The organism is Paraburkholderia acidiphila (assembly GCF_009789655.1).
GTDB classification, from domain to species: Bacteria; Pseudomonadota; Gammaproteobacteria; order Burkholderiales; family Burkholderiaceae; genus Paraburkholderia; species Paraburkholderia acidiphila.
Genome location: NZ_CP046909.1, coordinates 724,626 through 745,857 on the forward strand (window position 1 = coordinate 724,626; position 21,232 = coordinate 745,857).

The 21,232-nt window shown below is 62.1% G+C and carries 17 protein-coding genes; 15 read left to right on the forward strand and 2 right to left on the reverse strand.

Annotation, left to right across the window (positions count from 1 at the left end):
• Window positions 1–83 precede the first annotated feature (83 nt).
• The 5 genes from FAZ97_RS03250 to FAZ97_RS03270 all read left to right on the forward strand — a co-directional run bounded on the left by FAZ97_RS03250 (window position 84) and on the right by FAZ97_RS03270 (window position 6,380).
• Entirely contained in the window at window positions 84–1,466 is a 1,383-nt protein-coding gene (locus FAZ97_RS03250) for a phenylacetate--CoA ligase family protein (protein WP_158759035.1), read from the forward strand.
• Complete coding sequence (locus FAZ97_RS03255) at window positions 1,463–3,040, forward strand: polysaccharide deacetylase family protein (RefSeq protein WP_158757168.1); 1,578 nt, start codon at window positions 1,463–1,465, stop codon at window positions 3,038–3,040. Before FAZ97_RS03250 ends, FAZ97_RS03255 begins: the two co-directional genes overlap by 4 nt.
• On the forward strand, window positions 3,037–4,158 hold the full coding sequence (wecB, locus tag FAZ97_RS03260) for a non-hydrolyzing UDP-N-acetylglucosamine 2-epimerase (protein WP_158757169.1): 1,122 nt from the start codon (window positions 3,037–3,039) through the stop codon (window positions 4,156–4,158). The genes FAZ97_RS03255 and wecB overlap by 4 nt, the downstream gene beginning before the upstream one ends.
• Window positions 4,151–5,347, forward strand: coding sequence for a glycosyltransferase (locus tag FAZ97_RS03265; protein ID WP_233271623.1), 1,197 nt, complete (start codon window positions 4,151–4,153; stop codon window positions 5,345–5,347). The genes wecB and FAZ97_RS03265 overlap by 8 nt, the downstream gene beginning before the upstream one ends.
• 61 nt (window positions 5,348–5,408) lie before the next feature.
• Window positions 5,409–6,380, forward strand: a complete 972-nt coding sequence (locus FAZ97_RS03270) for a glycosyltransferase family 4 protein (RefSeq protein WP_158757171.1) — start codon at window positions 5,409–5,411, stop codon at window positions 6,378–6,380.
• A gap of 32 nt (window positions 6,381–6,412) precedes the next feature.
• On the opposite strand, the gene FAZ97_RS03275 is transcribed toward FAZ97_RS03270, so the two are convergent.
• Entirely contained in the window at window positions 6,413–6,700 is a 288-nt protein-coding gene (locus FAZ97_RS03275) for a hypothetical protein (protein WP_158757172.1), read from the reverse strand.
• A gap of 18 nt (window positions 6,701–6,718) precedes the next feature.
• Between FAZ97_RS03275 and FAZ97_RS03280 the strand changes: the two genes are divergently transcribed.
• From FAZ97_RS03280 to FAZ97_RS03325, 10 genes are all read left to right on the forward strand, one after another.
• A complete protein-coding gene (locus FAZ97_RS03280; protein ID WP_158757173.1) occupies window positions 6,719–10,186 on the forward strand; it encodes a glycosyltransferase in 3,468 nt (1,155 codons plus the stop codon).
• Between the two features lie 39 nt (window positions 10,187–10,225).
• Window positions 10,226–11,272 carry a GDP-mannose 4,6-dehydratase gene (gene gmd / locus FAZ97_RS03285; RefSeq protein ID WP_158757174.1) on the forward strand — a complete coding sequence of 349 codons (1,047 nt, stop codon included), beginning with the start codon at window positions 10,226–10,228 and terminating at the stop codon, window positions 11,270–11,272.
• Window positions 11,273–11,366: 94 nt separating this feature from the next.
• Window positions 11,367–12,509 carry a glycosyltransferase gene (locus FAZ97_RS03290; protein WP_158757175.1) on the forward strand — a complete coding sequence of 381 codons (1,143 nt, stop codon included), beginning with the start codon at window positions 11,367–11,369 and terminating at the stop codon, window positions 12,507–12,509.
• Between the two features lie 172 nt (window positions 12,510–12,681).
• Complete coding sequence (locus tag FAZ97_RS03295; protein WP_158757176.1) at window positions 12,682–13,644, forward strand: NAD-dependent epimerase/dehydratase family protein; 963 nt, start codon at window positions 12,682–12,684, stop codon at window positions 13,642–13,644.
• 17 nt (window positions 13,645–13,661) lie between these two features.
• Window positions 13,662–14,669, forward strand: coding sequence for an MraY family glycosyltransferase (locus FAZ97_RS03300; protein WP_158757177.1), 1,008 nt, complete (start codon window positions 13,662–13,664; stop codon window positions 14,667–14,669).
• A 16-nt stretch (window positions 14,670–14,685) separates the two neighbouring features.
• A complete protein-coding gene (locus FAZ97_RS03305) occupies window positions 14,686–16,566 on the forward strand; it encodes a polysaccharide biosynthesis protein (RefSeq protein WP_158757178.1) in 1,881 nt (626 codons plus the stop codon).
• Complete coding sequence (locus tag FAZ97_RS03310; protein ID WP_158757179.1) at window positions 16,541–17,608, forward strand: sulfotransferase family 2 domain-containing protein; 1,068 nt, start codon at window positions 16,541–16,543, stop codon at window positions 17,606–17,608. Before FAZ97_RS03305 ends, FAZ97_RS03310 begins: the two co-directional genes overlap by 26 nt.
• A 120-nt stretch (window positions 17,609–17,728) precedes the next feature.
• On the forward strand, window positions 17,729–18,910 hold the full coding sequence (locus FAZ97_RS03315) for a glycosyltransferase (RefSeq protein WP_158757180.1): 1,182 nt from the start codon (window positions 17,729–17,731) through the stop codon (window positions 18,908–18,910).
• A gap of 1 nt (window position 18,911) precedes the next feature.
• On the forward strand, window positions 18,912–19,517 hold the full coding sequence (locus FAZ97_RS03320) for a histidine phosphatase family protein (RefSeq protein WP_158757181.1): 606 nt from the start codon (window positions 18,912–18,914) through the stop codon (window positions 19,515–19,517).
• Window positions 19,514–20,470, forward strand: coding sequence for a glycosyltransferase family protein (locus FAZ97_RS03325; protein WP_158757182.1), 957 nt, complete (start codon window positions 19,514–19,516; stop codon window positions 20,468–20,470). The genes FAZ97_RS03320 and FAZ97_RS03325 overlap by 4 nt, the downstream gene beginning before the upstream one ends.
• Before the next feature lie 56 nt (window positions 20,471–20,526).
• Here the strand turns inward: FAZ97_RS03325 and cysC are convergent, their stop codons facing one another.
• The gene (gene cysC / locus FAZ97_RS03330; protein ID WP_158757183.1) at window positions 20,527–21,105 is read right to left on the reverse strand and encodes an adenylyl-sulfate kinase; all 579 of its coding nucleotides are present in this window, start codon (window positions 21,103–21,105) and stop codon (window positions 20,527–20,529) included.
• Between the last annotated feature and the right edge of the window lie 127 nt (window positions 21,106–21,232).

Below are 21,232 nucleotides of genomic sequence, written 5' to 3' on the forward strand. Positions count from 1 at the left end.
GAGGCGCCTTGCGCCTTGGCGATCCGTGAAGAGCCGCCTGTCCCCAAGCTTGTGTTAAAGGGTTAGATAAAGCCATGTATTCCGTGCGCGCCGATCATCCTCTGGTCCGTTACGGCCGGACGCTGTTCCTGCACCAACCCTTCCGCCTGCTAAAGGGCATGGCCGGCGCCTATGTCGCCTATCCGATCGCGGAGAGTCGCGAGCAACGCAGCGTGCGGCCGAAAGTGGACGAGCTGCGGCGTTACTATCAGCAGCCCTTCACGCAACGCCGCAAGATTGCGCTCGAGCGGTTGGTGTCGATTCTGCAGTTTGCCGGCGAACACGTGCCTTACTATCGGGACCTCTTTCGCGAGCGCGGGTTCGATCCGCTCAAGGCCGGGCAGGATCCGCGCTACCTCGAGGAACTACCGTATCTAACAAAGGACGTCATCCGGGAACAGGGTGCGCGGCTCTTCTCGCGCCCGCTCGAAGAAGTGCGTCATCACGCGTGCAAGACCGGCGGTTCGACCGGGCTGTCGTGCACGATCTTTTACGACCAGGTAGCCGCCGACTATTCGTCGGCAGTCACGTTCTATGCGCGCCGACGCATCGGAAAGCACGGCTATCGTTCGGAGCTGCACTTCGCTTGCCGCTTCCCGGACGAGGCGGTTCCCCCGTGGCCATCACGCGAAGACTTCAAGTGCTTCGCGATGAACCGCAGCAACATCTTCTTCGATCGCATTGACGATACCGGTCTCGAAGAGATGTGGCAGACGCTCAAGCGCCGCAAACCGTACCTCGCGCACGGTCACCCTTCGACGATGTTCGCGCTCGCGTGCTACATCGAGCGCAAGTACGGCAGCGACAAAGCGTTCTCCGTGTTCGAATCGAGCGGTGAGCTGCTCGAGCCGCATCAGCGCGAGATGATCGAGCGCGCGCTGCGCTGCCGCGTGATCGACCGTTACGGCCTCGCCGAACTCGGCGTGATGGCCTACGAGCTCGACGGTCACGAACATGGTTTCCAGATCCTGGACTCGGAAGGCTGGCCGGAAAGCCGCGTCGATCATGACGGTGTGGACGGCACACATGAGCTCGTGCTCACGGGCTACCGCAACCGGCTGATGCCGCTCATCCGCTATGCCACGGGTGACATGGCGCGTGTTGAGGAGCGCGAGAACGGATTCTTCCTCACCGATGTGGTGGGCCGCATTCACGACGTCGTGCCGATCAATGGCGTTGCGCATCCTACGCACCACATCCAGGACATGCTCGACCATCGTGTCGGTGGCATTCAGGAGTTCCAGATCGACTTGCGGACCTCGCCGCCGACGCTGCGCATCGTGCTCGAGCCGTGGGCGAACGAAGAAGACACGACGAGGAAGCTGCGCGACTATTGGCAGGACGCGTTCACGATCGCCTATGTCGACCATGATGCGTTCGTGCGCGTCGGCCGGCGCGCGAAGTTCCGTCACGTGGTGACTGCATGATCGGCGTACTCTTTCCCGAAACGTCCAGCGCTGCCGGCCGGCTCGTGCTGGCGGCACTGCAGCGCTCAGTCAGCGCCGCGCAGGCGCGCCCGCTCGCTTGTGCTGGGCTCTTCGCGGCCGGCACGCCCGCGCTCATCGTTGCGGTCGATGTGCCGGACGCGTGGGGCGACGCGCTCGTCGAATGGATTGACGGAAGTGCCGGCAAACTCCTCGTATTTGGCCGATTGCCTGAGGCGCTCGCGAGCCGCCTCGGCTGCACGCATGCGGCGTGGCCCCAGGGGCTCGCCGAGGCTGCGCGAAGCGTGCCCGCGCTCGCCGGCCATGATGCGCAGAGCGCAGCGCGCGTGCGTTATGACGACACGGCTACGATGCTGGGAGGGCGAGCCTGGGAGCGGCCCTTCGAGCGATTTGATTTCACCGACGAGTGGAACAACCTGGGCTATGGCGCGATTCGCGCCGATCATTCGATATGGGCATTGCGTCATCCCTTGGATGTGCCGCCGGCTGCGCGGCTTGCTTCGGTTGAGATCGACGGCGCGGCTCGCCTGGCTTACGCCGCACTGTGGCAGCAGGCACAGTCGAGCGTGCTCTGGTTTAACCGCTCGGTGGGGCCATGCGACTCATTCGAATGGCGTCTCGTCGAGAATTTTCTTTCTGCCCACCGGGCGGATGTCCTGCCGTGTCAGCCGGTGTTGAGCGAGATCCCTTGGGGATATGACGCCGCGATCACATCGCGCCTCGACTGCGACGAAGACATCGAGTCGGCGCGTGCGCTATGGCAGGCCTACCAGCGCCTCGGCGTGCCGTTTTCTCTCGCGATCCATACGTCCAATCTGCGCGACGACACGCACTACGCAATCCTGCGCGAGTTCGCCGCCTCTGCCGGTACTGCACTGATGTCGCATACCGCAACGCATGCGCCGAATTGGGGCGGCAGCTACGAAGCAGCGCTGGCGGAAGGTACCGAATCGATGCGCCTGATCGAAGAGGTGACTGGGCAGCGCGTGCGCTATGCGGTGTCGCCATTCCACCAGAGCCCGGACTACGCGCTGCATGCGCTGTGCGACGCAGGCTATGCGGGCTGCGTGGGCGGCATCATCCGCAACGATCCCGAGTTCCTGATCGCGCGCGGCGGCACGCTGGCGGGCTTGCCGGACGGCTTCATCGGTCATAGTCAGCAGACGATGCTGCACGGCGACTGTATGCTTGCGTCGGGTGACGCACTGGCCGTGTTCAAAGAGGCATTCGATCTCGCGCGCGAAACACGCACGCTGTTCGGTTACCTCGATCATCCATTCTCGCCGCGTTACGAGTACGGCTGGACGGATGAGGCCGTTCGTATCGCCGCTCACGAACAATTGATCGCGCATATTCGCTCGCGCGCCGTCAAACCCATTTTTCTCGACGAAAACGCTGCACTCGATTTTCTCGGAGCAAAGGCCTCCATTCAGGTCGTCGAAGACGGTGACGCCTTCCGCTTCATTGCACCCCGCGCCAGCTCGAACGCGCTGGTGTTCGCCGTGGAATACCGCGGTGAATGCGTGCCGGTGACAAACAAGGGGCTGCCGCGATGAAGGTGCTGGTCGTACTCGGCACGAGGCCGGAAGTCATCAAGCTAGCGCCAGTGATCGACGCGCTGCGGCCGGTCGCCGAAACCCTGGTTTGCGCAACTGGGCAGCATCGCGAAATGCTCGCGCAGGCGCTGGACTCGTTCGGCATCCTTCCCGATGTCACGCTCGACACGATGAGCCCAGGACGTTCACTGAACGTCCTGGCTTCGCGCTTGCTCGCGGAGATGGACGGCGTGCTCGAACGCGAACGGCCGGACTGGGTCGTCGTGCAAGGTGATACGACGACGGCGTATTGCGCCGGATTGGCCGCGTTCCACCGCGGCGTCGCGGTGGCGCATGTCGAAGCGGGCCTGCGCACGAAAGATCTTGCCAATCCGTTTCCTGAGGAAGCGAATCGCCGGCTGCTAGGGCAGATCGTCTCGCGGCATTTCGCGCCGACAGAGCGCGCTCGCGAAAATCTGCTGCGTGAGGGCATCGACGAGGCACAAATCGTCGTCACGGGCAATACGGTTGTCGACGCCATCCTGCTTGCGCGCCGCGCCTGGGAGCAGGTGCCGGCGTCGCTAGCCCGTGCCGGATGGCACGGCAAAGAGCCGCCTCATATTCTGGTGACCTGCCACCGCCGCGAGAATTTTGGTGAAACACTCAGCGGCATCTGCAAGGTGCTGCGCGATCTGTGCAAGCGGTATGCGGACCATCGCTGGGTGTTCCCGGTGCACCTGAATCCCGCCGTACGTGAGCCCGTTCTGCGCGAGCTGGGCGCCGTGCCGAATCTCGTTCTCATGGATCCGGTGGATTACGAGGCCAGCCTCTACCTCATCAGCCGCAGCTTGCTCGTGCTGAGCGATTCGGGCGGCATTCAGGAGGAGGCTCCGACCTTCGGCGTGCCCGTCGTCGTGATGCGTAGTCATACCGAACGGCGCGAAGGCGTCGATGCCGGCTTCGCCACGCTGGCGGGGCAGACGCCCGAGCGTATCGAGGCGGCGGCAAGCGCGTGGCTCGACGATCCCGAGCGTCGCGAGGCGCTGCGCAACCGCGCCAACCCGTATGGCGACGGCCGGGCGGCCGAGCGCATCGTGGCTAGCCTGGTGGGCCAGCGCGTCGAGGTGCTCAGTGACTGACGCCACACGGGCGGACCGCATCGAGCGCGACTGCGTCCTCTTCTCTACGGCGGACTGGGACGAGCCGTATTGGACCAACAAGCAGCACACGGCTCGCGCGCTCGCGCGGCGTGGCTGGCGCGTGCTTTACGTAGAAAGCCCGGGGCTGCGCGCGCCCAGGCTTGCAAGCGGCAAGGACTGGAAGCGCATTGCGCGGCGACTGTGGAGCGGCCTGCGCTCGAATTTTCTGACGCCCCCGCGGCGCGATGCGAACGTGTGGGTGCTGTCGCCGCTGATGATTCCGGCCGGACACCATTGGCCTGCTGTGCGGCGCCTCAACCAGTGGCTGCTCAGACACGGAATCGTTCGATTCGCGCGCCGACATCGCTTCAGCGATCCGGTGATCTGGACATATCATCCGTTCATGCTGGACGCTATCCAGGCGCTGCCGCACGGACCGGTGGTCTATCACTGCGTGGACGATCTGGCGGCCATTCCCGGTGTGGACGTCGATGGGTTCAACGCGGCACAACAGCAGTTGTTGACCACGTGCGATGCTGTCTTCACGACCGCGCAGTCGCTGCGTGAAAAGTGCGAGCCACACAACGCGAATACGCATTTTTTCGCGAACGTCGTCGACACGGCGCATTTCGGGCGCTCGCTCGATGCCGCGGCGCCGGTGCCGGGGGAAATCGCTGCGATTGCAGGGCCGCGCCTCGTGTATCACGGCGTCTTGTCCGACTTCAAGGTGGATTTCGCGCTCATTTTCGAGGCGGCCCGGCAGCGTCCCGGCTGGAACTGGTTCTTCATCGGCGAGGAGCGCGAAGGCCAGCGCAGCGAGTGGGTCGCGCGGCTAAAGGCCCTGCCGAATGTGCATTTTCTCGGATATCGGCGCTATGAGGAATTGCCGGATTACCTGCGCGGGATGCACGTTGGCCTGTTGCCAACCCTGTTGAACGATTACACGCGCTCGATGTTTCCGATGAAGTTCTTCGAGTATCTGGCGGCGGGATTGCCGGTCGTATCGACGCCACTCGACTTCACGAGCGGCCGGTTCGAAGGGCTCGAAGTTGGCGCGACGCCGGAAGCATTCGTCGCGTCTATCGAGCGGCAACTGCGCCGCGGGCGCCTTAGCCAAAGCGAGGCACTCGCTTGCGTAGGCGATAATACGTGGGACGCTCGGGTCGAGCGGATGTTGGCCGCGGTCTGACCGGGTGGCGGGCGCGAAGGGGTCGCGCCTCAAACTAAAGAAGCTCGAAGAGGGTTTTTGAATGAATGTGCTTTTCTACAGCTATCCTTGGGCGATGGATATCCCGGGCGGTGGCGAGCGGCAGCTTTCTGCCTATGCGCGGCATCTGCGCAGCTGCGGCGTGCAGGTTGATCTGTTTGATATGTGGAATCCGCAGTTCGACAAATATCAGATCCTGCACGTTTTCTCGGTAATGCCGAACGTGATCGAGATGTGCGATTACGCGAAGCGCCGCGGCATGAAGGTTGTGGTGAATCCCAATTTGTGGATCACGCCGGAAACCAGGGACAACTATCCCTATTCGGATATCTGGAACATTCTCGAGGTTGCCGATCGCGTGATCGTCAATTCGAATATGGAAGGTAACGCGCTCAGTAGCGTGTTCGCCATGGACCGCCAGAAGTTCCATACCGTATACAACGGCGCGGAAACGGAATTTCTCGTGCCGGCTGATATGCGTGTGTTCCGGGAGCGCTTCAATATCGAAGGGCCGTTTGTCCTGAATGTCGCCAATGTCGAGCCGCGCAAGAACCAGCTCGAATTTTTGCGGCTCCTGCGCCAGGAGCGTCCGGACCTGACACTTGTCATTGCCGGCGGAATTCGCGATCAATATTATGCCGACGCTTGTCTGCAGGAAGGCGGAGACAAGATTCGCATCATTGGTTTTCTGCCTTATGCATCGGAACTGGTTCGCTCGGCCATGGCCGGCTGCGAGTTCTTCGCGATGCCGAGCCTGCTCGAAACGCCCAGCATCGCGGCAATCGAAGCGGCGGCGATTGGCGCCAAGGTGCTGCTGACCCAGGTCGGCTCGACGACGGAATACTTCGGCGACTCCGTGACATACGTCGACCCGTGGTCCCACGAGTCGATGCGTGCGGGGATCGCTGCGGTCGCCAACGCGTCGACCGACAAGTCGATCTGGGCCGCGCGGCACCGATTGCTTTGGCCGCAAATCGCTCCTGAAATTGTCAATTGTTACAATCGATTGCTGTAGCGTCTAACGAATCGCGAGCCAACGTGGAAATATTAATCGATTTGCAAGGTTGTCAGTCGGCCAGTCGCTTTCGAGGCATCGGGCGGTATTCGCTCGCGCTCGCTCAGGCGATTGTGCGCAATCGCGGTTCGCATTCGATCAAGTTGTTGTTGAATGGTCTCTATCCGGAAGGGCTGGACGAAATCAGAGGCATTTTTGCAGATGATGTCCCGGCTGAAAACATCCTGGTTTTCACGACTGACGGGCCTGTTGCAGAATTTGACACGGCGAATACGGGCCGCGCCCGGTTGGCTGAACTGGCGCGTGAGCGGCTGATCCAATCCGTTGCGCCGGACGCCGTGCTGCTGACCAGCCTGTTCGAGGGTTTCGTTGACGACGCCGTCACGTCAGTGGGCCTGCTCGGCAACGGGCCGCTCACGGCTGTCACGCTCTACGATCTGATTCCGTATCTGAATCCGGATCCGAACTGGCCGGGGCATTACAAGAACTACTACGACCTCAAGATTGCGTCGCTCAAGCGAACCGATCTCCTGCTGTCCATTTCGGGCTACGCACGCGAAGAATGTATCGGAGCGATTCCGGAACTGGCCGATCGGGTCGTCAACATGTCGTCCGCCTGCAATGACATGTTCCGCCCGCGCTCCGGCGAGGCGGACCCGGTGATTTCGAGCAAGTTCGAACTCGACAAGCCGTTCGTGCTGTCCACGGGCAGTCTGGAATCGCGCAAGAATTTCGAACTGCTGGTCGAGGCGTTCGGCGCGCTGCCTGAGTTGCTCAGGCGTGGCCGTCTGCTGGTATTCGCGGGCGGCGCCGACACCGACCGCATCGAAGCGATTCAGCGCAAGGCGCTAGAGGCTGGGCTCGCGCCCGGTCAGCTTCGTGTGCTTGGTCACATTACAGACGCGGAGCTGCTCGCGCTTTATCAGGCGTGCGAACTATTCGTCTTTCCTTCGCTGCATGAGGGATTCGGGCTGCCGCCGCTCGAGGCGATGGCATGCGGCGCGGTCGTGCTCGGATCGAATGCGACGAGCGTGCCGGAAGTCATCGGCCGTGAAGACGCGCTGTTCGATCCCAGATCGCTCGAAGAGCTCACTGCGCTGATGACTCGCGCGCTCACCGACGCAAGCTATCGCGCCTCGTTGCGCGAACATGGCATCCGGCAGTCGGCGGCGTTTTCGTGGGACAAGACGGCGCAACGCGCGCTGCAAGCAATCGAGGCGCGGCTCGCGCAACGGAGCGCACCCGCGCCGACCGCGCTGCCGGTCAGTACCGCAAAGCCGCGTGTCGCCATGGTGTCGCCGTTGCCGCCCGAACAAACTGGCATTGCCGACTATGTCGCCGAACTTCTGCCGACGCTCGCGGAAACGTACGACATCACGGTGATCTCGGATCAGGCAGAGGTCTGGCCGGGCCCCGGGGGCGAGCAATTCGAAGTGAAGTCGATTGCGTGGTTCGAGCAGAACGCAGGGGACTTCGAGCGGGTTGTCTACCAGATGGGTAACTCGCCGTTTCATGCTCACATGCCGGCCATGATGCAGCGTTATCCAGGCGTCGTCGTGCTGCATGACTTCTTCATCAGCAGCCTGATGCTGTGGGCAGAGGACACGGGCTTCGGCCATGATGCGTTCAAGCGCGCGCTGGTGCGCTCGCACGGCTATCGTGCGCTCGAACAACTCGCACGCGAAGGCGCGTTGGCCAGCAAATGGCGCTGGCCTTGCAGCTATGAGGTTGTGCGCGACGCGTTGAGCGTCATCGTGCACTCGAACTACAGCCGCGACCTCGTCGCACAGTACTACGGCGAGCCGTTCAGGGAAAAGGTTCATCTCGTCAGGCAACACCGGGCTGCGGAGGATCTGCGTTGCCGGATCGATGCGCGGCGCCGGCTCGGCATCGCAGAGGATGAGATCCTGGTCTGCGCATACGGGTTCATGGATGCGACGAAGCTCAACCACGTGCTCGTCGACGCCTGGGCGCGTTCGGGCCTGTCTGACGACGTCAAGTGCAGGCTCGTATTCGTCGGCGGCGAAGATAACTCGGAGTATGGCCGTCAGTTGCGGGAGGTGATGGCACGCCTTGCCGGGAGCGCCCGGATCAAGATCACCGGATTCGCCGACCACGAAAGTTTCGTGACCTGGTTGTCGGCGGCCGACATCGCCGTGCAGTTGCGGACCATGTCGCGTGGGGAGACGTCGCGCACCGTGCTCGACTGTCTCGCGCACGGCGTGCCGCTCATTGTCAACGCAAACGGGCCGATGGCCGAGTACCCGGACGACATCCTGACCAAACTCGCCGATGAGTTCGAGGTCGACGACCTCGTCGTCGCGCTCAGGCGCCTACGCGCCGACACAAGCTTGCGCGAGGAACTGGGTGTGCGCGGCCCCGCCTATATCGCAGCTGTTCACGAGCCGCACAAGACAGCCGCGGGGTATGCGCATGCGATTGAAGGTGCCTTCAACGCAGCCGATACGAGGCGGATGAAGCGCTCGCTCGCAGAATTCTGGGCGCGGTATCCGCAGAGCACGGCCGACGTGCGAGACGCGGCTGCGCAGAGCGTCGCCGAGCTTGTGATTGCACCGCGCAAGCCGCGCCTCTATCTCGACTTGTCGGCGACAGTCCGCAACGATCTCAAGACGGGGATCGAGCGAGTAGCGCGTTCGCTCGTGCGCGAACTGCTGCTCGAACCGCCGGCGGGTTTCGACGTCGTGCCGGCGTACTTGAGCGAAGATAACGGCGTGTGGCGCGTGCGCCGGGCGCAACGGTACCTGGCCGCTCAGCCGGGATTCGAGCTCGTCGATTCGCAAGACGACATTGTCGTTCCTGCGAGTGGAGACGTGCTGATCGGACTGGATCTGTTCCCCGACGGCGTGATTGCCGCCGCGAACTACGGGCTATACGCGTTCTGGCGCGCGTGCGGCGCGAGAGTCGGCTTCATGATCCACGATCTGCTGCCGATCACTCGCCCCGAATTCTTCCCGCCGTGGGCAAACGCGTCGCATGCGGCCTGGTTTTCCACGGTATGTGCGAATTCGGATCTGCTCGTCTGCATTTCGCAGCATGTGCGCGATGACGTCGAGGCATTGATCAATGCGAATCACCCGGGCTGCAGCGCGCCGGCGCTGCTGGTGTCGCACCACGGTGCCGACGTTAGCGCGTCGTTTCCGAGCGCGGGTATGCCGGAGGGTTCAACGGAGGTGCTCGACGCCATCCGCGCGCGTCCGTCATTCTTGATGGTCGGCACGATCGAGCCACGCAAAGGGCATTTGCAGGCGGTTCAGGCGTTTGAGCGCCTGTGGGCCGCGGGCAAGGACGTCAATCTGGTCATCGTCGGTCACGAAGGCTGGAAGCCGCTGCCCGCCGAAGAGCGCAGAACGATTCCCGCCATCGTGGATGCCATCCGGTCTTCGGGGCAGCTCGGCAAGCGTCTTTTCTGGCTGGAGGGCATCAGCGACGAGTACCTGGAAAAGATTTACGCAGCGGCATCGTGCCTGTTGTCGCCTTCCGAGGGAGAAGGCTACGGATTGCCGCTGATCGAGGCAGCGAAGCACGGCGTGCCGATCGTGGCGCGGGATATCACCGTGTTCCGCGAGGTGGCGGGTGCTGCCGCCTTCTATTTTTCCGGCACCGATGGCGCAGATCTGGTGCGTGCCATCGATGCGTGGTTGTCGCTTCGGGAACGAGGCGCCATTCCGGACTCCAGTGCGTTGACGTGGGATACCTGGGCGCAGAGCGCCCGCAGATTCGGCCAACTGGTCACCGCGCGGCTTCGCGCCGGCGACGGCGAGGCCTCGTGTGCCGCAACGAGTTAACCACTGCTTGGCAGACTTATTTTTATAGTAGACATTTTGATGAACACTCGAAGCAAAACCGCAGTTATTACGGGCATCACTGGCCAGGACGGCGCCTATCTCGCAGAGCTTTTGCTCGACAAGGGCTACACCGTGTATGGCACTTATCGGCGCACCAGTTCAGTGAACTTCTGGCGTATCGAGGAACTCGGCATCCAGAACCACGAGAACCTGCATCTCGTCGAGTACGACCTGACCGATCTGTCATCGAGCATCCGCCTGCTGCAGACGACGGGTGCCTCGGAGGTTTATAACCTTGCGGCGCAGAGCTTCGTGGGCGTTTCGTTCGACCAGCCGGCCACCACCGCAGAGATCACCGGCATTGGCCCGCTGAACCTGCTCGAAGCGATTCGTATCGTCAATCCGGCGATCCGCTTCTACCAGGCTTCGACGTCGGAAATGTTCGGCAAGGTCCAGGCTGTGCCGCAGATCGAAAGCACGCCGTTCTATCCGCGCAGCCCGTACGGTGTCGCCAAGCTCTACGCGCACTGGATCACGGTGAACTACCGCGAGTCATACGGCATCTTCGGCTGCAGCGGCATTCTGTTCAATCACGAGTCGCCGCTGCGCGGCCGTGAATTCGTCACGCGCAAGATCACCGACTCGGTAGCGAAGATCAAGCTCGGCAAGCTCGAAACACTCGAGCTCGGCAACCTCGACGCGAAGCGCGACTGGGGTTTTGCGAAGGAATACGTCGAAGGCATGTGGCGTATGCTGCAAGCCGACACGCCGGACACGTTTGTGCTGGCAACCAACCGTACCGTCACGGTGCGTGACTTCGTGACGATGGCATTTAAAGTCGCCGGCATTCTTGTTACGTGGAAGGGCGAAGGCGAAAACGAGCAAGGGGTTTGCGAGCGGACCGGCAAGACCATCGTACGCATCAATCCGAAGTTCTATCGCCCGGCAGAAGTGGACCTCCTGATTGGCAATCCTGAGAAAGCGACTCGCGAGCTGGGCTGGAAGCCGGAAACGACCCTCGAGCAGCTTTGCGCCATGATGGTCGAAGCAGACCTGCGCCGTAACGAGAAGGGCGCGTCGTTCTGAGCATGCGTTACGCCCTGACTACTGGCGCAGAGCGGCTCGCTGGCCGTGACTACCGGCATGCGTTCGAAGACGTGTCGAGGTGGACGTGCGAAGCATGAATGTGCTTCACGTGTATCGCACGTACTTTCCGGATCCGCCGGGCGGCCTTCAGGAGGCGATCCGCCAGATCTGTCTCGCGACGCGCGCGCGCGGTGCGAATCCGCGCATTTTCACGCTGTCCCCCGAGCCGCAGCCGCGCGAGGTGGTCTACCCGGAAGGTCCAGTGCTGCGCTCGAGGTCGTGGGCCGCGCCGGCTTCGTGCGACCTGGGCGGGCTCGACGCGCTGCGTCAGTATCGTGAGCTTGCGGCGTGGGCGGATGTCCTGCACTTTCATTTTCCGTGGCCGTTCGGAGATGTGTTGCGGCTGCTGGGCGATCGCAGGAAGCCCGCTGTTATGACCTACCATTCGGACGTCGTGCGGCAGCGCGCGCTTGGCTATGTCTATGGCCCGGTGATGCGCCGGATGCTCGCGTCGATGTCGGCGGTAGTTGCCACGTCGCCTGCCTATGCGAAGTCGAGCCCGATTTTGACGGGACTTGTGGCGCCAGAACGCGTGCGTGTGATTCCACTGGGTATCGCGGACTACGCATCGGGCAAGGACGCGGGCGCGGATCGGGATGTGCTGGCGCGACTGCCGCTCGACGGGCGGCCGTATTTCCTGTCGTTGGGCGTATTGCGGTATTACAAGGGACTGCACACGCTGATTGAGGCGGCGTCTTCGATCCCCGCGCAGTTGGTGATCGCCGGATCCGGGCCCGAGATGTCGCGCCTGCGAGCGCTGGCCGAGCAGCGTGGTGCGACGAACGTGATCTTCGCGGGGCAGGTGTCTGACGCGGAGAAAATTGCTTTGCTCGAGGGATGCCGCGGGCTGGTGCTGTCCTCGCAGTTGCGCTCGGAGGCATTCGGCATGGTGCTCGTCGAGGCGGCGATGTTCGGCAAGCCGCTGGTCTGCTGCGAGATCGGTTCGGGTACGTCGTACGTCAACGAGCACGGCGTCACCGGGTATGTCGTGCGGCCGGAAGCGCCGGACGAATTGGCGGGCGCTGTCAATGCGCTATTGAATGACGAACCCCGCGCGCGGGAGATGGGCGCAGCCGCGCGGGAGCGATATGAGCGGCTCTTCTCGGACGAGGCGTTGGGGAGCAGTTATGTTTCCCTATATGAGGATGTCCTGGCCGGGAAGCCCCGGCGCGTCTGAGCCGGACGTGGCTCTGTGCAGCTGCGAAGCGTCGGGGCCGGCGCGCCGAGCTATACAATTGTCGACGCCAGCGCCCCGGGCGGCGGCAAGCACGCGCGACTGAACGCGATCAAGGTTTCGCCGTCTCCGCGCGGCTTGCCGAATTTTCCTGTGATGTCTTTGACGGCGACTGATGACCCAACGGATAGTCTTAACCGGTGCGAACGGCTTTGTCGGCCAGGCGGTGTCGCGTCTCCTGCTTGCAAGAGGCGACGCGGTAACGGGCATTGTCCGGCGGCCGGGTACGGTAGTCGACGGCGTCCAGGCGTGGCTGCTCGATAGCGACGATTTCGGCGAAATCGAAACCCGCTGGCCGGACGCGTTGCGCTGCGACACGGTCATTCACCTGGCTGCCCGCGTTCACGTCATGCGCGACCGCGCCATTGATCCGCTCGCGGCTTACCGGGAAACGAACGTCGCCGGCACGTTGCGGGTGGCGCGTGCCGCGCGTCGCGCAGGCGCCCGCCGTTTCGTCTTTGTCAGCAGCATCAAGGCTGTGGGCGAATCGAGCGCCGGGCGGGAGCCGATTAGTGAACTGGTGCCGCCCGCTCCAATCGATCCCTATGGCATCTCGAAGCTCGAAGCCGAGCGTGCGCTAACCGAATTCGGCAGTCGATCCGGCCTAGAGGTGACAATCGTGCGTCCACCCCTTGTCTATGGGCCGGGCGTGCGCGCCAACTTCCTGCAACTCATGAACGCGATCGCGAAAGGCGTTCCGTTGCCGCTGGGCGCTGTCCAGGCGCGCCGTAGCATGGTGTACGTCGATAACCTCGCTGATGCGCTGGTGCATTGCGCAACCGACCGGCGCGCCGCAGGCACCTTGTTTCACGTGACCGACGGCCACGACCTCTCGGTGGTGGAACTTGCCCGCATGCTTGGATGGCAACTGCACGTGCCGGCCCGATTTATCTCGATTCCGCCTCAACTGCTGCGCCTGGCCGGCCGCGTGACGGGGCGATCAGCGCAAATCGCCCGTCTGCTCGACGAGCTGCGCGTGGACAGCAGCCACATTACCGAGGTACTGGGCTGGCGTGCGCCCTATACGGTCGAGCAGGGGCTGCTGGAAACGGCCGCGTGGTACCGCGCCACGCACTGATTCGGGCACCGACAAACATGATTTCCGGTTCGATCCTGCATGTCACGGGCAGCGCGGTTCTCGCTTTTTGCCTTTGCGCGCTCGTGCTCTGGGCGCTGCTCAAGACGGGCATTGCCTGGCGCCTTGCCACCGATATTCCAAACGAACGCTCGCTTCACACGCGCCCGACGCCGCGCGTGGGCGGCTGGGGCATCGTCCCGGTCATCGCGGTGTTCATGGCGGTCATGGCGCCGTCTCTCTGGCTGACCGCGGCGGCCTTTGCGATGCTCGCGGCGCTTTCCCAAATCGACGATCGGCGCGGCCTGCCAGTCGGCGTGCGGTTCGGCGCGCACATTGCGGCCGTCGCGGCGCTCGTCGCGTTCTATCCGGCGCCGGTGCCCTCGTGGGCGCTCGTCGTTATCGGCTTGCTGATGGTGTGGCTCGTCAATCTCTACAACTTCATGGACGGATCCGACGGTCTCGCCGGTGGTATGGCCCTCTTTGGATTCGGTGGATACGCGATCGCGGCACTGACGTCGGCGCGCCCGGAGTTGCAACTCGCGGTGGCCAGCGCGCTGGCTGCGGGCGCCGCTGGCGGCTTTCTGTTGTTCAATTTTCATCCAGCCCGAATTTTTCTCGGGGACGCCGGCTCGATTCCGCTGGGTTTTCTTGCCGGGGCGCTCGGCTATTGGGGCTGGCGTGACGGCGTTTGGCCGGTCTGGTTTCCGGCACTCATTTTTTCTCCGTTCATTGTGGACGCGTCGGTCACGCTGGCGCGTCGCTTGCTGCGGGGCGAAAAGGTCTGGCAGGCGCACCGCGAGCACTACTACCAGAGGATGGTACAGATGGGGTGCGGCCACGCCCTGACGGCGCGCATTTGGTATTCGTTTATGGCAGCGGGCATAATACTGGCTATCGCAGCAAGGAATCTTGCACCCGTCCAGCAATGGCTGACGGTGGTCGTGTGGGCGGCAGTACTCGGGGCAGCCGGAATGTATATCGACAGGCGCTGGCGCAGGTACCGGTCCCGCCTTGTGCAAACCTGACAGTTATCTTGCGTCGATGAAAAAATTTAAAGCCCGCTGGCTTTCGATTGGCGCATTTGCGTTCGATCTGTGTGCTGTCATTGCCGCATGGCTAATGGCATACGTAATCCGGTTCAATGGTCCGGTTCCGTTCCCGTATATGCACAGCGGGCTTCGTGCACTGGTCTTCGTCCTGATCGCGTACGCGGTGACGTTTCGCAGTTACGGCCTCTATCGCGGCATGTGGGTTTTCGCCAGCCTGCCGGACCTCGTGCGCATCGCCAAGGCTGTTGGCATGGGAGCACTTGCTGTCGTGATCGGCACTGCGCTGCTTCAGCCTCAGCCTATCGTGCCTCGCTCCGTGTGGGTCGTGTCACCCATGTTGCTGTTCCTGATCATGGGCGGTTCACGTGCGCTTTATCGCAGCGCCAAGGAGTTCTACCGCTACGGTGGCCTTGTCGGGCAGGGCAAGCCGGTTTTCGTGATCGGCGCGGGCACCGCCGGAGCGAATCTCGTGCGCGAACTGAAGCGCTCCGGCGAGTGGCGTCTCGTCGGTCTTCTCGATGACGACCCCGTCAAACTGGGGCGCGAGCTCTACGGTTATCGTGTGCTGGGCACGATCAACGATCTGCATCGTTTGAGCGCCCAAATGAAGGTCGAGCACGTGATCATCGCCGTGCCTTCGGCTTCGCCCGAAGTGCATCGCCGGATCGCGACGCTGTGCGTGCGCGCCTGCGTCAAGGCGCTGACGCTGCCCGCGCTGACGGCACTTGGCGAAGAGCAGGCTACGCTTGCGCGCGTGCGCCGGATCGATCTCGAAGACCTGCTGGGCCGCGAGCCCGTGCACATCGAGACGGCTCACGTCGACTCGCTGTTGAAGTCCCGCGTGGTCATGGTGACGGGAGCAGGCGGTTCGATCGGCTCTGAACTGTGCCGTCAGATCATGGGCTTTGGTCCTGCGCAGCTCGTGGCGCTGGACAGTTCCGAATTCGCGCTCTACCGGCTGAACGAGGAACTGCGCGAGAGCTATCCCGAAGTCGAAGTGCTTCCCGCGATTGGCGACGTCAAGGATTCGCTCGTGCTCGACCGGATCATGGAGACGTACAGGCCGCACATTGTTTTCCACGCTGCCGCGTACAAGCACGTGCCGCTGATGGAAGAGCTCAATGCGTGGCAGGCCGTGCGCAACAATGTGCTGGGCACATATCGTGTGGCGCGCGCGGCGATTCGGCATGACGTAGCGCGATTCGTGTTGATTTCGACCGACAAGGCCGTCAATCCGACCAACGTGATGGGCGCAAGCAAGCGGCTCGCAGAGATGGTCTGCTCGGCGCTCCAGCAAAGCGCGGGGAATCGCACGCGCTTCGAGATCGTACGGTTCGGCAACGTGCTCGGCAGTGCGGGCAGCGTGATTCCGAAGTTTCAGGAGCAGATCGCGCGCGGCGGCCCGGTGACGGTGACGCACCCGGAGATCACCCGCTTTTTCATGACGATCCCCGAGGCATCGCAACTGGTCCTCCAGGCATCCAGCATGGGCGAAGGTGGCGAGATTTTCATCCTCGACATGGGGCAGCCCGTACGGATCGCGGATCTGGCCCACGACCTGATCCGTTTGTACGGCTTCACGCAGGAGCAGATTCACGTAGTATTCACGGGCTTGCGACCAGGCGAGAAGCTCTATGAAGAGCTCCTCGCCGACGACGAGACGACGACGCGCACACCGCACCCGAAGCTTCGCATCGCGCGTGCTCGCGACGTGCCGGCAGACTTGCTGGAGCAGCTTCTGCCGTGGCTGATGCAGTTGCGCGTGGTTAGCGACGATCAGGTGCGTCGGGACCTGCACCGCTGGGTGCCGGAGTATCAGATGCCGGCGTCAGTGCCGCTGCGCAGCGTTGCGTCCAAGACCGGCATTTCATAACGCGGCGTGGCCAGCGCGGCCGCGAGGCGACGCCGGCGTATTCATTCAAGGGTGCGGGGCCACTCCCCGAGCACTTCACAAGCAGCAGGAACAGTTGATGACCGTCGATATAGCAGTCATAGGCGCCCTCTATGAGCGGTACCTGGGCCGTACGCCCGACCCGCAAGGATTGCAGCACTTCCAGGCATTCAACTCGGCCGATGACGTCGAGCGCGCGATCGTCGGCTCGGACGAATTCAGAAGCAACGGCGGTTTGCTCAGCATTCCCGACATGCCGGTGGCGTGGAAAATCTGCATTCTGGAAAAGGCGAAGCTGATCTTCGTGCCGATAGCCAAGAATGCCCATACGTCCATCCTCACAGCGCTGCTGAAAGCCCGGGGCATCGATTGGCGGACCCTGCCGATTCAGGATGATCTCGACGCGAAGCACGGCACCGATGACGACAAGATTCATGCCGCTCTCGCGGGCAACAATACGGGGCTACTGCTGAAGGACCTGTCGCCGGGCCGCGCGGACGAAATCATGAAGGACCCCGAATATCTTCGCGTCGCCGTGTTCCGCGATCCGCTTGACCGGATCGTCAGCGCCTGCAACCACTTCTTCGTGCAGGAACTGGACAATCCGATGGCGCAACGCCATTCGCAACAGATCGTCGAGATCTTCGGGAGCGCCCCGGATGGTGAAAGCAATCTGTGTGAGTACTGGTTGCGCCGGCTGATGAAGTTCCTCATGACAAACAAGCACGTCGCGCCGGATGCACACTGGATGCCGCAATACGAATACATCCGGGCGTTGAAGATCGATCACATCGTGCCGATCGAGCGTCTCGATGTGCTGGAAAAGATGGTCGCCGCACGCAGCGGCGAGCGCCTCGACATCGGGCTGCTCAACGTGCGTGGGAGCGGCCACGGCAAACACGACGCGATTGCGAAGGAAGTGCGGGAAGCGGTCGAGCAGTACTACTGGCTCGACCGGCACTTCTACGAACTGGGTAAGGCCAATATCGACGCGCTCGAGCGTCAGTTCGACGAGCGAAAGTGACGCTTCACCGGCCTCGAACGGGCTGGGCGAGCGTGTCATGGCGCGAAGCACAAACCGCTGGGCGATTGCGAACGGGCTAGCAGTCATCCGGCACGACGAATTGGATTCCAGAACGGATTTATGAAAAAGGGCGTCAACTTCTTTGGGCCGTATGAAGCGAAGGACAGCATTGGGCGTGTCGCCTCGCTCAATATCGACTGTCTGAACGCGTCCGCGCTGCCTTTCGACGTCTATCTGCTGTCCCGGCCGTCGCCGTCGCAAGTCGTCGAGTACGCCACCATCGACGACCGTCTGCTCGCATCGCTGAAACACAAGGTCAATCTCTTTCATTTCAACGCGCGCCGGGTTCCGCTCTATTTTTCCCGGCTCGGCGAAGGCTCGCTGAATGGTTTTTACAACATCGGCTACTGGGTCCACGAAATGCAGACCATTCCCGCGCAATGGGCGCGGCAACTCGAATTCTTCGACGAGATCTGGACGCCATCGGCACTGTGCCAGGCGGCAATCGCCCGCTCCGCCAATATTCCGGTCGTCAAGATCCCTTATCCGATCGAAACTCGCGGCATTACGCCGAGAATTCAGGCGAGGCGCGCCGGCAAGCACTTCGACACGTTCAATTTTCTGACGATCTTCGATGTGTACAGCGATGCAGAGAGAAAGAATCCGTTATTCACTATTCGAGCCTTCCTTGAACAATTCGCTCAAGACCATTCGGTGCGTCTGACGGTCAAGGTCAAGAACCTCAAATACGATCCGCTGCTTTCGAAGAAGCTGGGCGAGATCGTCGAATGCCATTCGAATATCGAATTGATGGACCGCCATCTCGAGGACTCCGAAATGGCGGCTTTGTACGACGACGTCGATGTCTACGTCTCGCTGCATCGGGCGGAAGGCTTCGGATTGACGATCTCCGATGCAATGAGCCGTGGTATTCCTGTCATGGTGACCGGCTACTCTGGAAACATGGAGTTCTGCGACGCCTCCGATACGCGCCTCGTGGCCTACGATCTGTGCCCGGTTGGTCACAACCGGCCGCGCTATCGCAGCGACGACCTGTGGGCCGAACCCAGTATGGGGGACGCCACGCGCGCGTTCGCCGACATGGTGGTGAACTACGGGCAGTGGTTGACGAAAGCGGAGCATGCGCGCAGCCGCGTCGATCGCGATTTTTCCGTCGATGCAATCGGCAAGCAGATGCACGAACGCATCGAGCTGATCAATCAAAACTTTGAGTTTGCAGATGACATGACCGATCGGTCGATTGACGTAGACGTCGGTATTGTCAACACGTACGGATTCTAGAGTGGAACTGTATCTACTACGGCATGGGGCAAGCACCGCCAACGAGCAGCGTCTCGTCTGTGGCGCCGAGGATTTCCCGCTGTCGCAAACGGGCGTTGCTCAGGCCAGCAAGGTTTGCCGCTATTTGGAGCGCATTGCGTTTACGCGTATCTACACGTCGTCGCTTACGAGAGCTCGAAGCACGATTGCGCCGCTCGTGAACCCGCGCTGCACCGTTCGCGTCGAGCAGGAGATTGTCGAGCTGAATACCGGGGCGTATAGCCATTGGACGCTTGATAAGCTGTGGGCAATGGACGCCCGTTATCAACGACCCTGGCTCACGCCCGATTTGAGTTATCCGCAAGGGGAGTGCTTTCGCGAGATGGTCTCGCGCATCACGGGCTGGTTCGACCGCGAATCGCGGGTATGGGAGCAGGACGAGACAGTCCTGGTAGTGGGTCATGAGGGCACGCTGCGCTCGATCCTCCTGCGGCTTCTAGGGCTGGATTTGAGCGACTACCCGGATTTTCCCATTGGCAACTGCGACCTGCTGAATGCGACCATTGCGCCGGGGCATGCGACGACTTACCGGCACATCCCATTGACGAGTCTGGCCGACCCATCATGAAACGTATCTTGCTGACGACCTGGCCGAGCGCCTTTCTGCATCGCGGTGGCGGCGAGCAGGAAATCCTGTTGCTCAATGAATTCCTGAATGCGTCGGGCGTGATGTCGGACATCTACGGCCCGACCTCCCGGTCGCTTGGCGCTTACGATTCGGTGATCCACTTCTCCATGCAAGGCGGATCCGAGCTGATCGTCGATGAACTGGCCGGCGCCGGGCGTCATCTGATCCTCTGGCCTAATCTCTGGTTCGTCGAAGAACCGGGTGAGCAGCAGATCGAGCGTCTGTCACGGCTGCTCGCGCGCTTTGATGCCGTCGTATTCAAGTCGCACGCCGAGCAAGCACACTTCTCGCGCTATTTGAGTCTCGAAGGCAAAGAGGTGATTCGTATTGCGCCGTTGATCTCGCAGAAATTCCGCCGGAAGGGCAAAATCTCGAGAGTCTTTCAGGAATCCTATGGGCTAGACCGCTATGCGATCTGGCCTGGCATTATCGAACCGCAGAAAAATCAGCTGGCGGCAGTGGAGGCCTTCAAGGGGCTCGACCTGGATCTCGTGATTTCTGGCGCGATTCGCGACGAGGCGTATGCCGCCGAGTGCCGCCGCGCCGCTGGACCCAATGTGACGTTCATCCCCGTGATGCCCTTCGGCTCCGAGCTCCATTTGTCTGCGCTGGCACACAGCCACCTGTTCATCGAGCTGTCGCGGGATTTCCCGGGCACGTCAGCACTGGAGGCGGCGACGATGGGGTGCGAACTCGTGCTCTCGCAATCCGCCTGGACGGTCGAGTTTCTGGCCGATGTTTGCAAGCAGGTGGACGCTAACGATATCGGGCAGATTCGCAGCGCGGTCGTTGCGGCCATGGAGACCCGCGTGGGCTCGGCGGCAGGGTTCAACTCGTTGTCGATGAGCGATTCAGTCGCGCCGCTATTGCACTACCTCGAACGCATCGAATAGGACCGCCGGCGCAAGCCGGCTTGTGATTTCGGCGTTAGGCGTCGAAATCACGCCAGTCAGCGCTGTTTTGCGCCGCTAGTGAAGGGCGAGGCAATCCCCGGTGCAGGAAAGGAGTGTGTGTTGCCGCTTCGCTGCGCCGTGAGCTGGCCGTTGCGGAGCAGATGAGCGATGAGTTGCGCGACACAGTCGTCCACGTCGGACTCCTGAGTGCGTAGCACCACGTCGGGGTTGACCGGCGGGTGGTACGGCGAGCCAAGCCCCGTGAACTGTTTGATTTCGCCGCGGCGGGCGCGTTGATAGAGCCCTTTGGGATCGCGCCTCTCGCAGATCTCCAACGGCGTGTCGATAAAGACTTCGATAAACGAAGCCTCGCCGACAATGCGCCGCGCATATTCTCGATGTTCGGGCTCGGGTGAAATGGTCGCCGTGACGGCGATAAATCCTTCGTTGCAAAAGAGTGCGGCCACATGGGCGACGCGCCGAAGATTCTCGGTGCGTTCGCCTTCGCTAAAACCAAGATCCGAGTTGAGGCCTGTGCGAAGCACATCCCCGTCGAGCACCGTGGCGCGAAGCGCGAATGTGTGCAGTCGATCGACCAAGGCACGCGCAATGGTCGATTTGCCCGCGCCGGACATGCCCGTGAGCCATATCACAACGCCTGTCGATGATCTCGTTTCCACCTTTCGCTATTCCAAATGCCTTCGATTCATATAGCAGTTCATTCTAACTTCTTAAGCACCCGTTGTAATATTGCAGTAATAA

Bases quoted from the DNA above. Each gene is read 5' to 3' on its own strand.
- FAZ97_RS03295 (WP_158757176.1), top strand. From the start codon at position 12,682: ATGACCCAACGGATAGTCTTAACCGGTGCGAACGGCTTTGTCGGCCAG.
- FAZ97_RS03300 (WP_158757177.1), top strand. From the start codon at position 13,662: ATGATTTCCGGTTCGATCCTGCATGTCACGGGCAGCGCGGTTCTCGCT.
- FAZ97_RS03325 (WP_158757182.1), top strand. From the start codon at position 19,514: ATGAAACGTATCTTGCTGACGACCTGGCCGAGCGCCTTTCTGCATCGC.
- FAZ97_RS03315 (WP_158757180.1), top strand. From the start codon at position 17,729: ATGAAAAAGGGCGTCAACTTCTTTGGGCCGTATGAAGCGAAGGACAGC.
- gmd (WP_158757174.1), top strand. From the start codon at position 10,226: ATGAACACTCGAAGCAAAACCGCAGTTATTACGGGCATCACTGGCCAG.
- FAZ97_RS03270 (WP_158757171.1), top strand. From the start codon at position 5,409: ATGAATGTGCTTTTCTACAGCTATCCTTGGGCGATGGATATCCCGGGC.
- FAZ97_RS03290 (WP_158757175.1), top strand. From the start codon at position 11,367: ATGAATGTGCTTCACGTGTATCGCACGTACTTTCCGGATCCGCCGGGC.
- FAZ97_RS03255 (WP_158757168.1), top strand. From the start codon at position 1,463: ATGATCGGCGTACTCTTTCCCGAAACGTCCAGCGCTGCCGGCCGGCTC.
- wecB (WP_158757169.1), top strand. From the start codon at position 3,037: ATGAAGGTGCTGGTCGTACTCGGCACGAGGCCGGAAGTCATCAAGCTA.
- cysC (WP_158757183.1), bottom strand. From the start codon at position 21,105: ATGTCCGGCGCGGGCAAATCGACCATTGCGCGTGCCTTGGTCGATCGA.
- FAZ97_RS03305 (WP_158757178.1), top strand. From the start codon at position 14,686: ATGAAAAAATTTAAAGCCCGCTGGCTTTCGATTGGCGCATTTGCGTTC.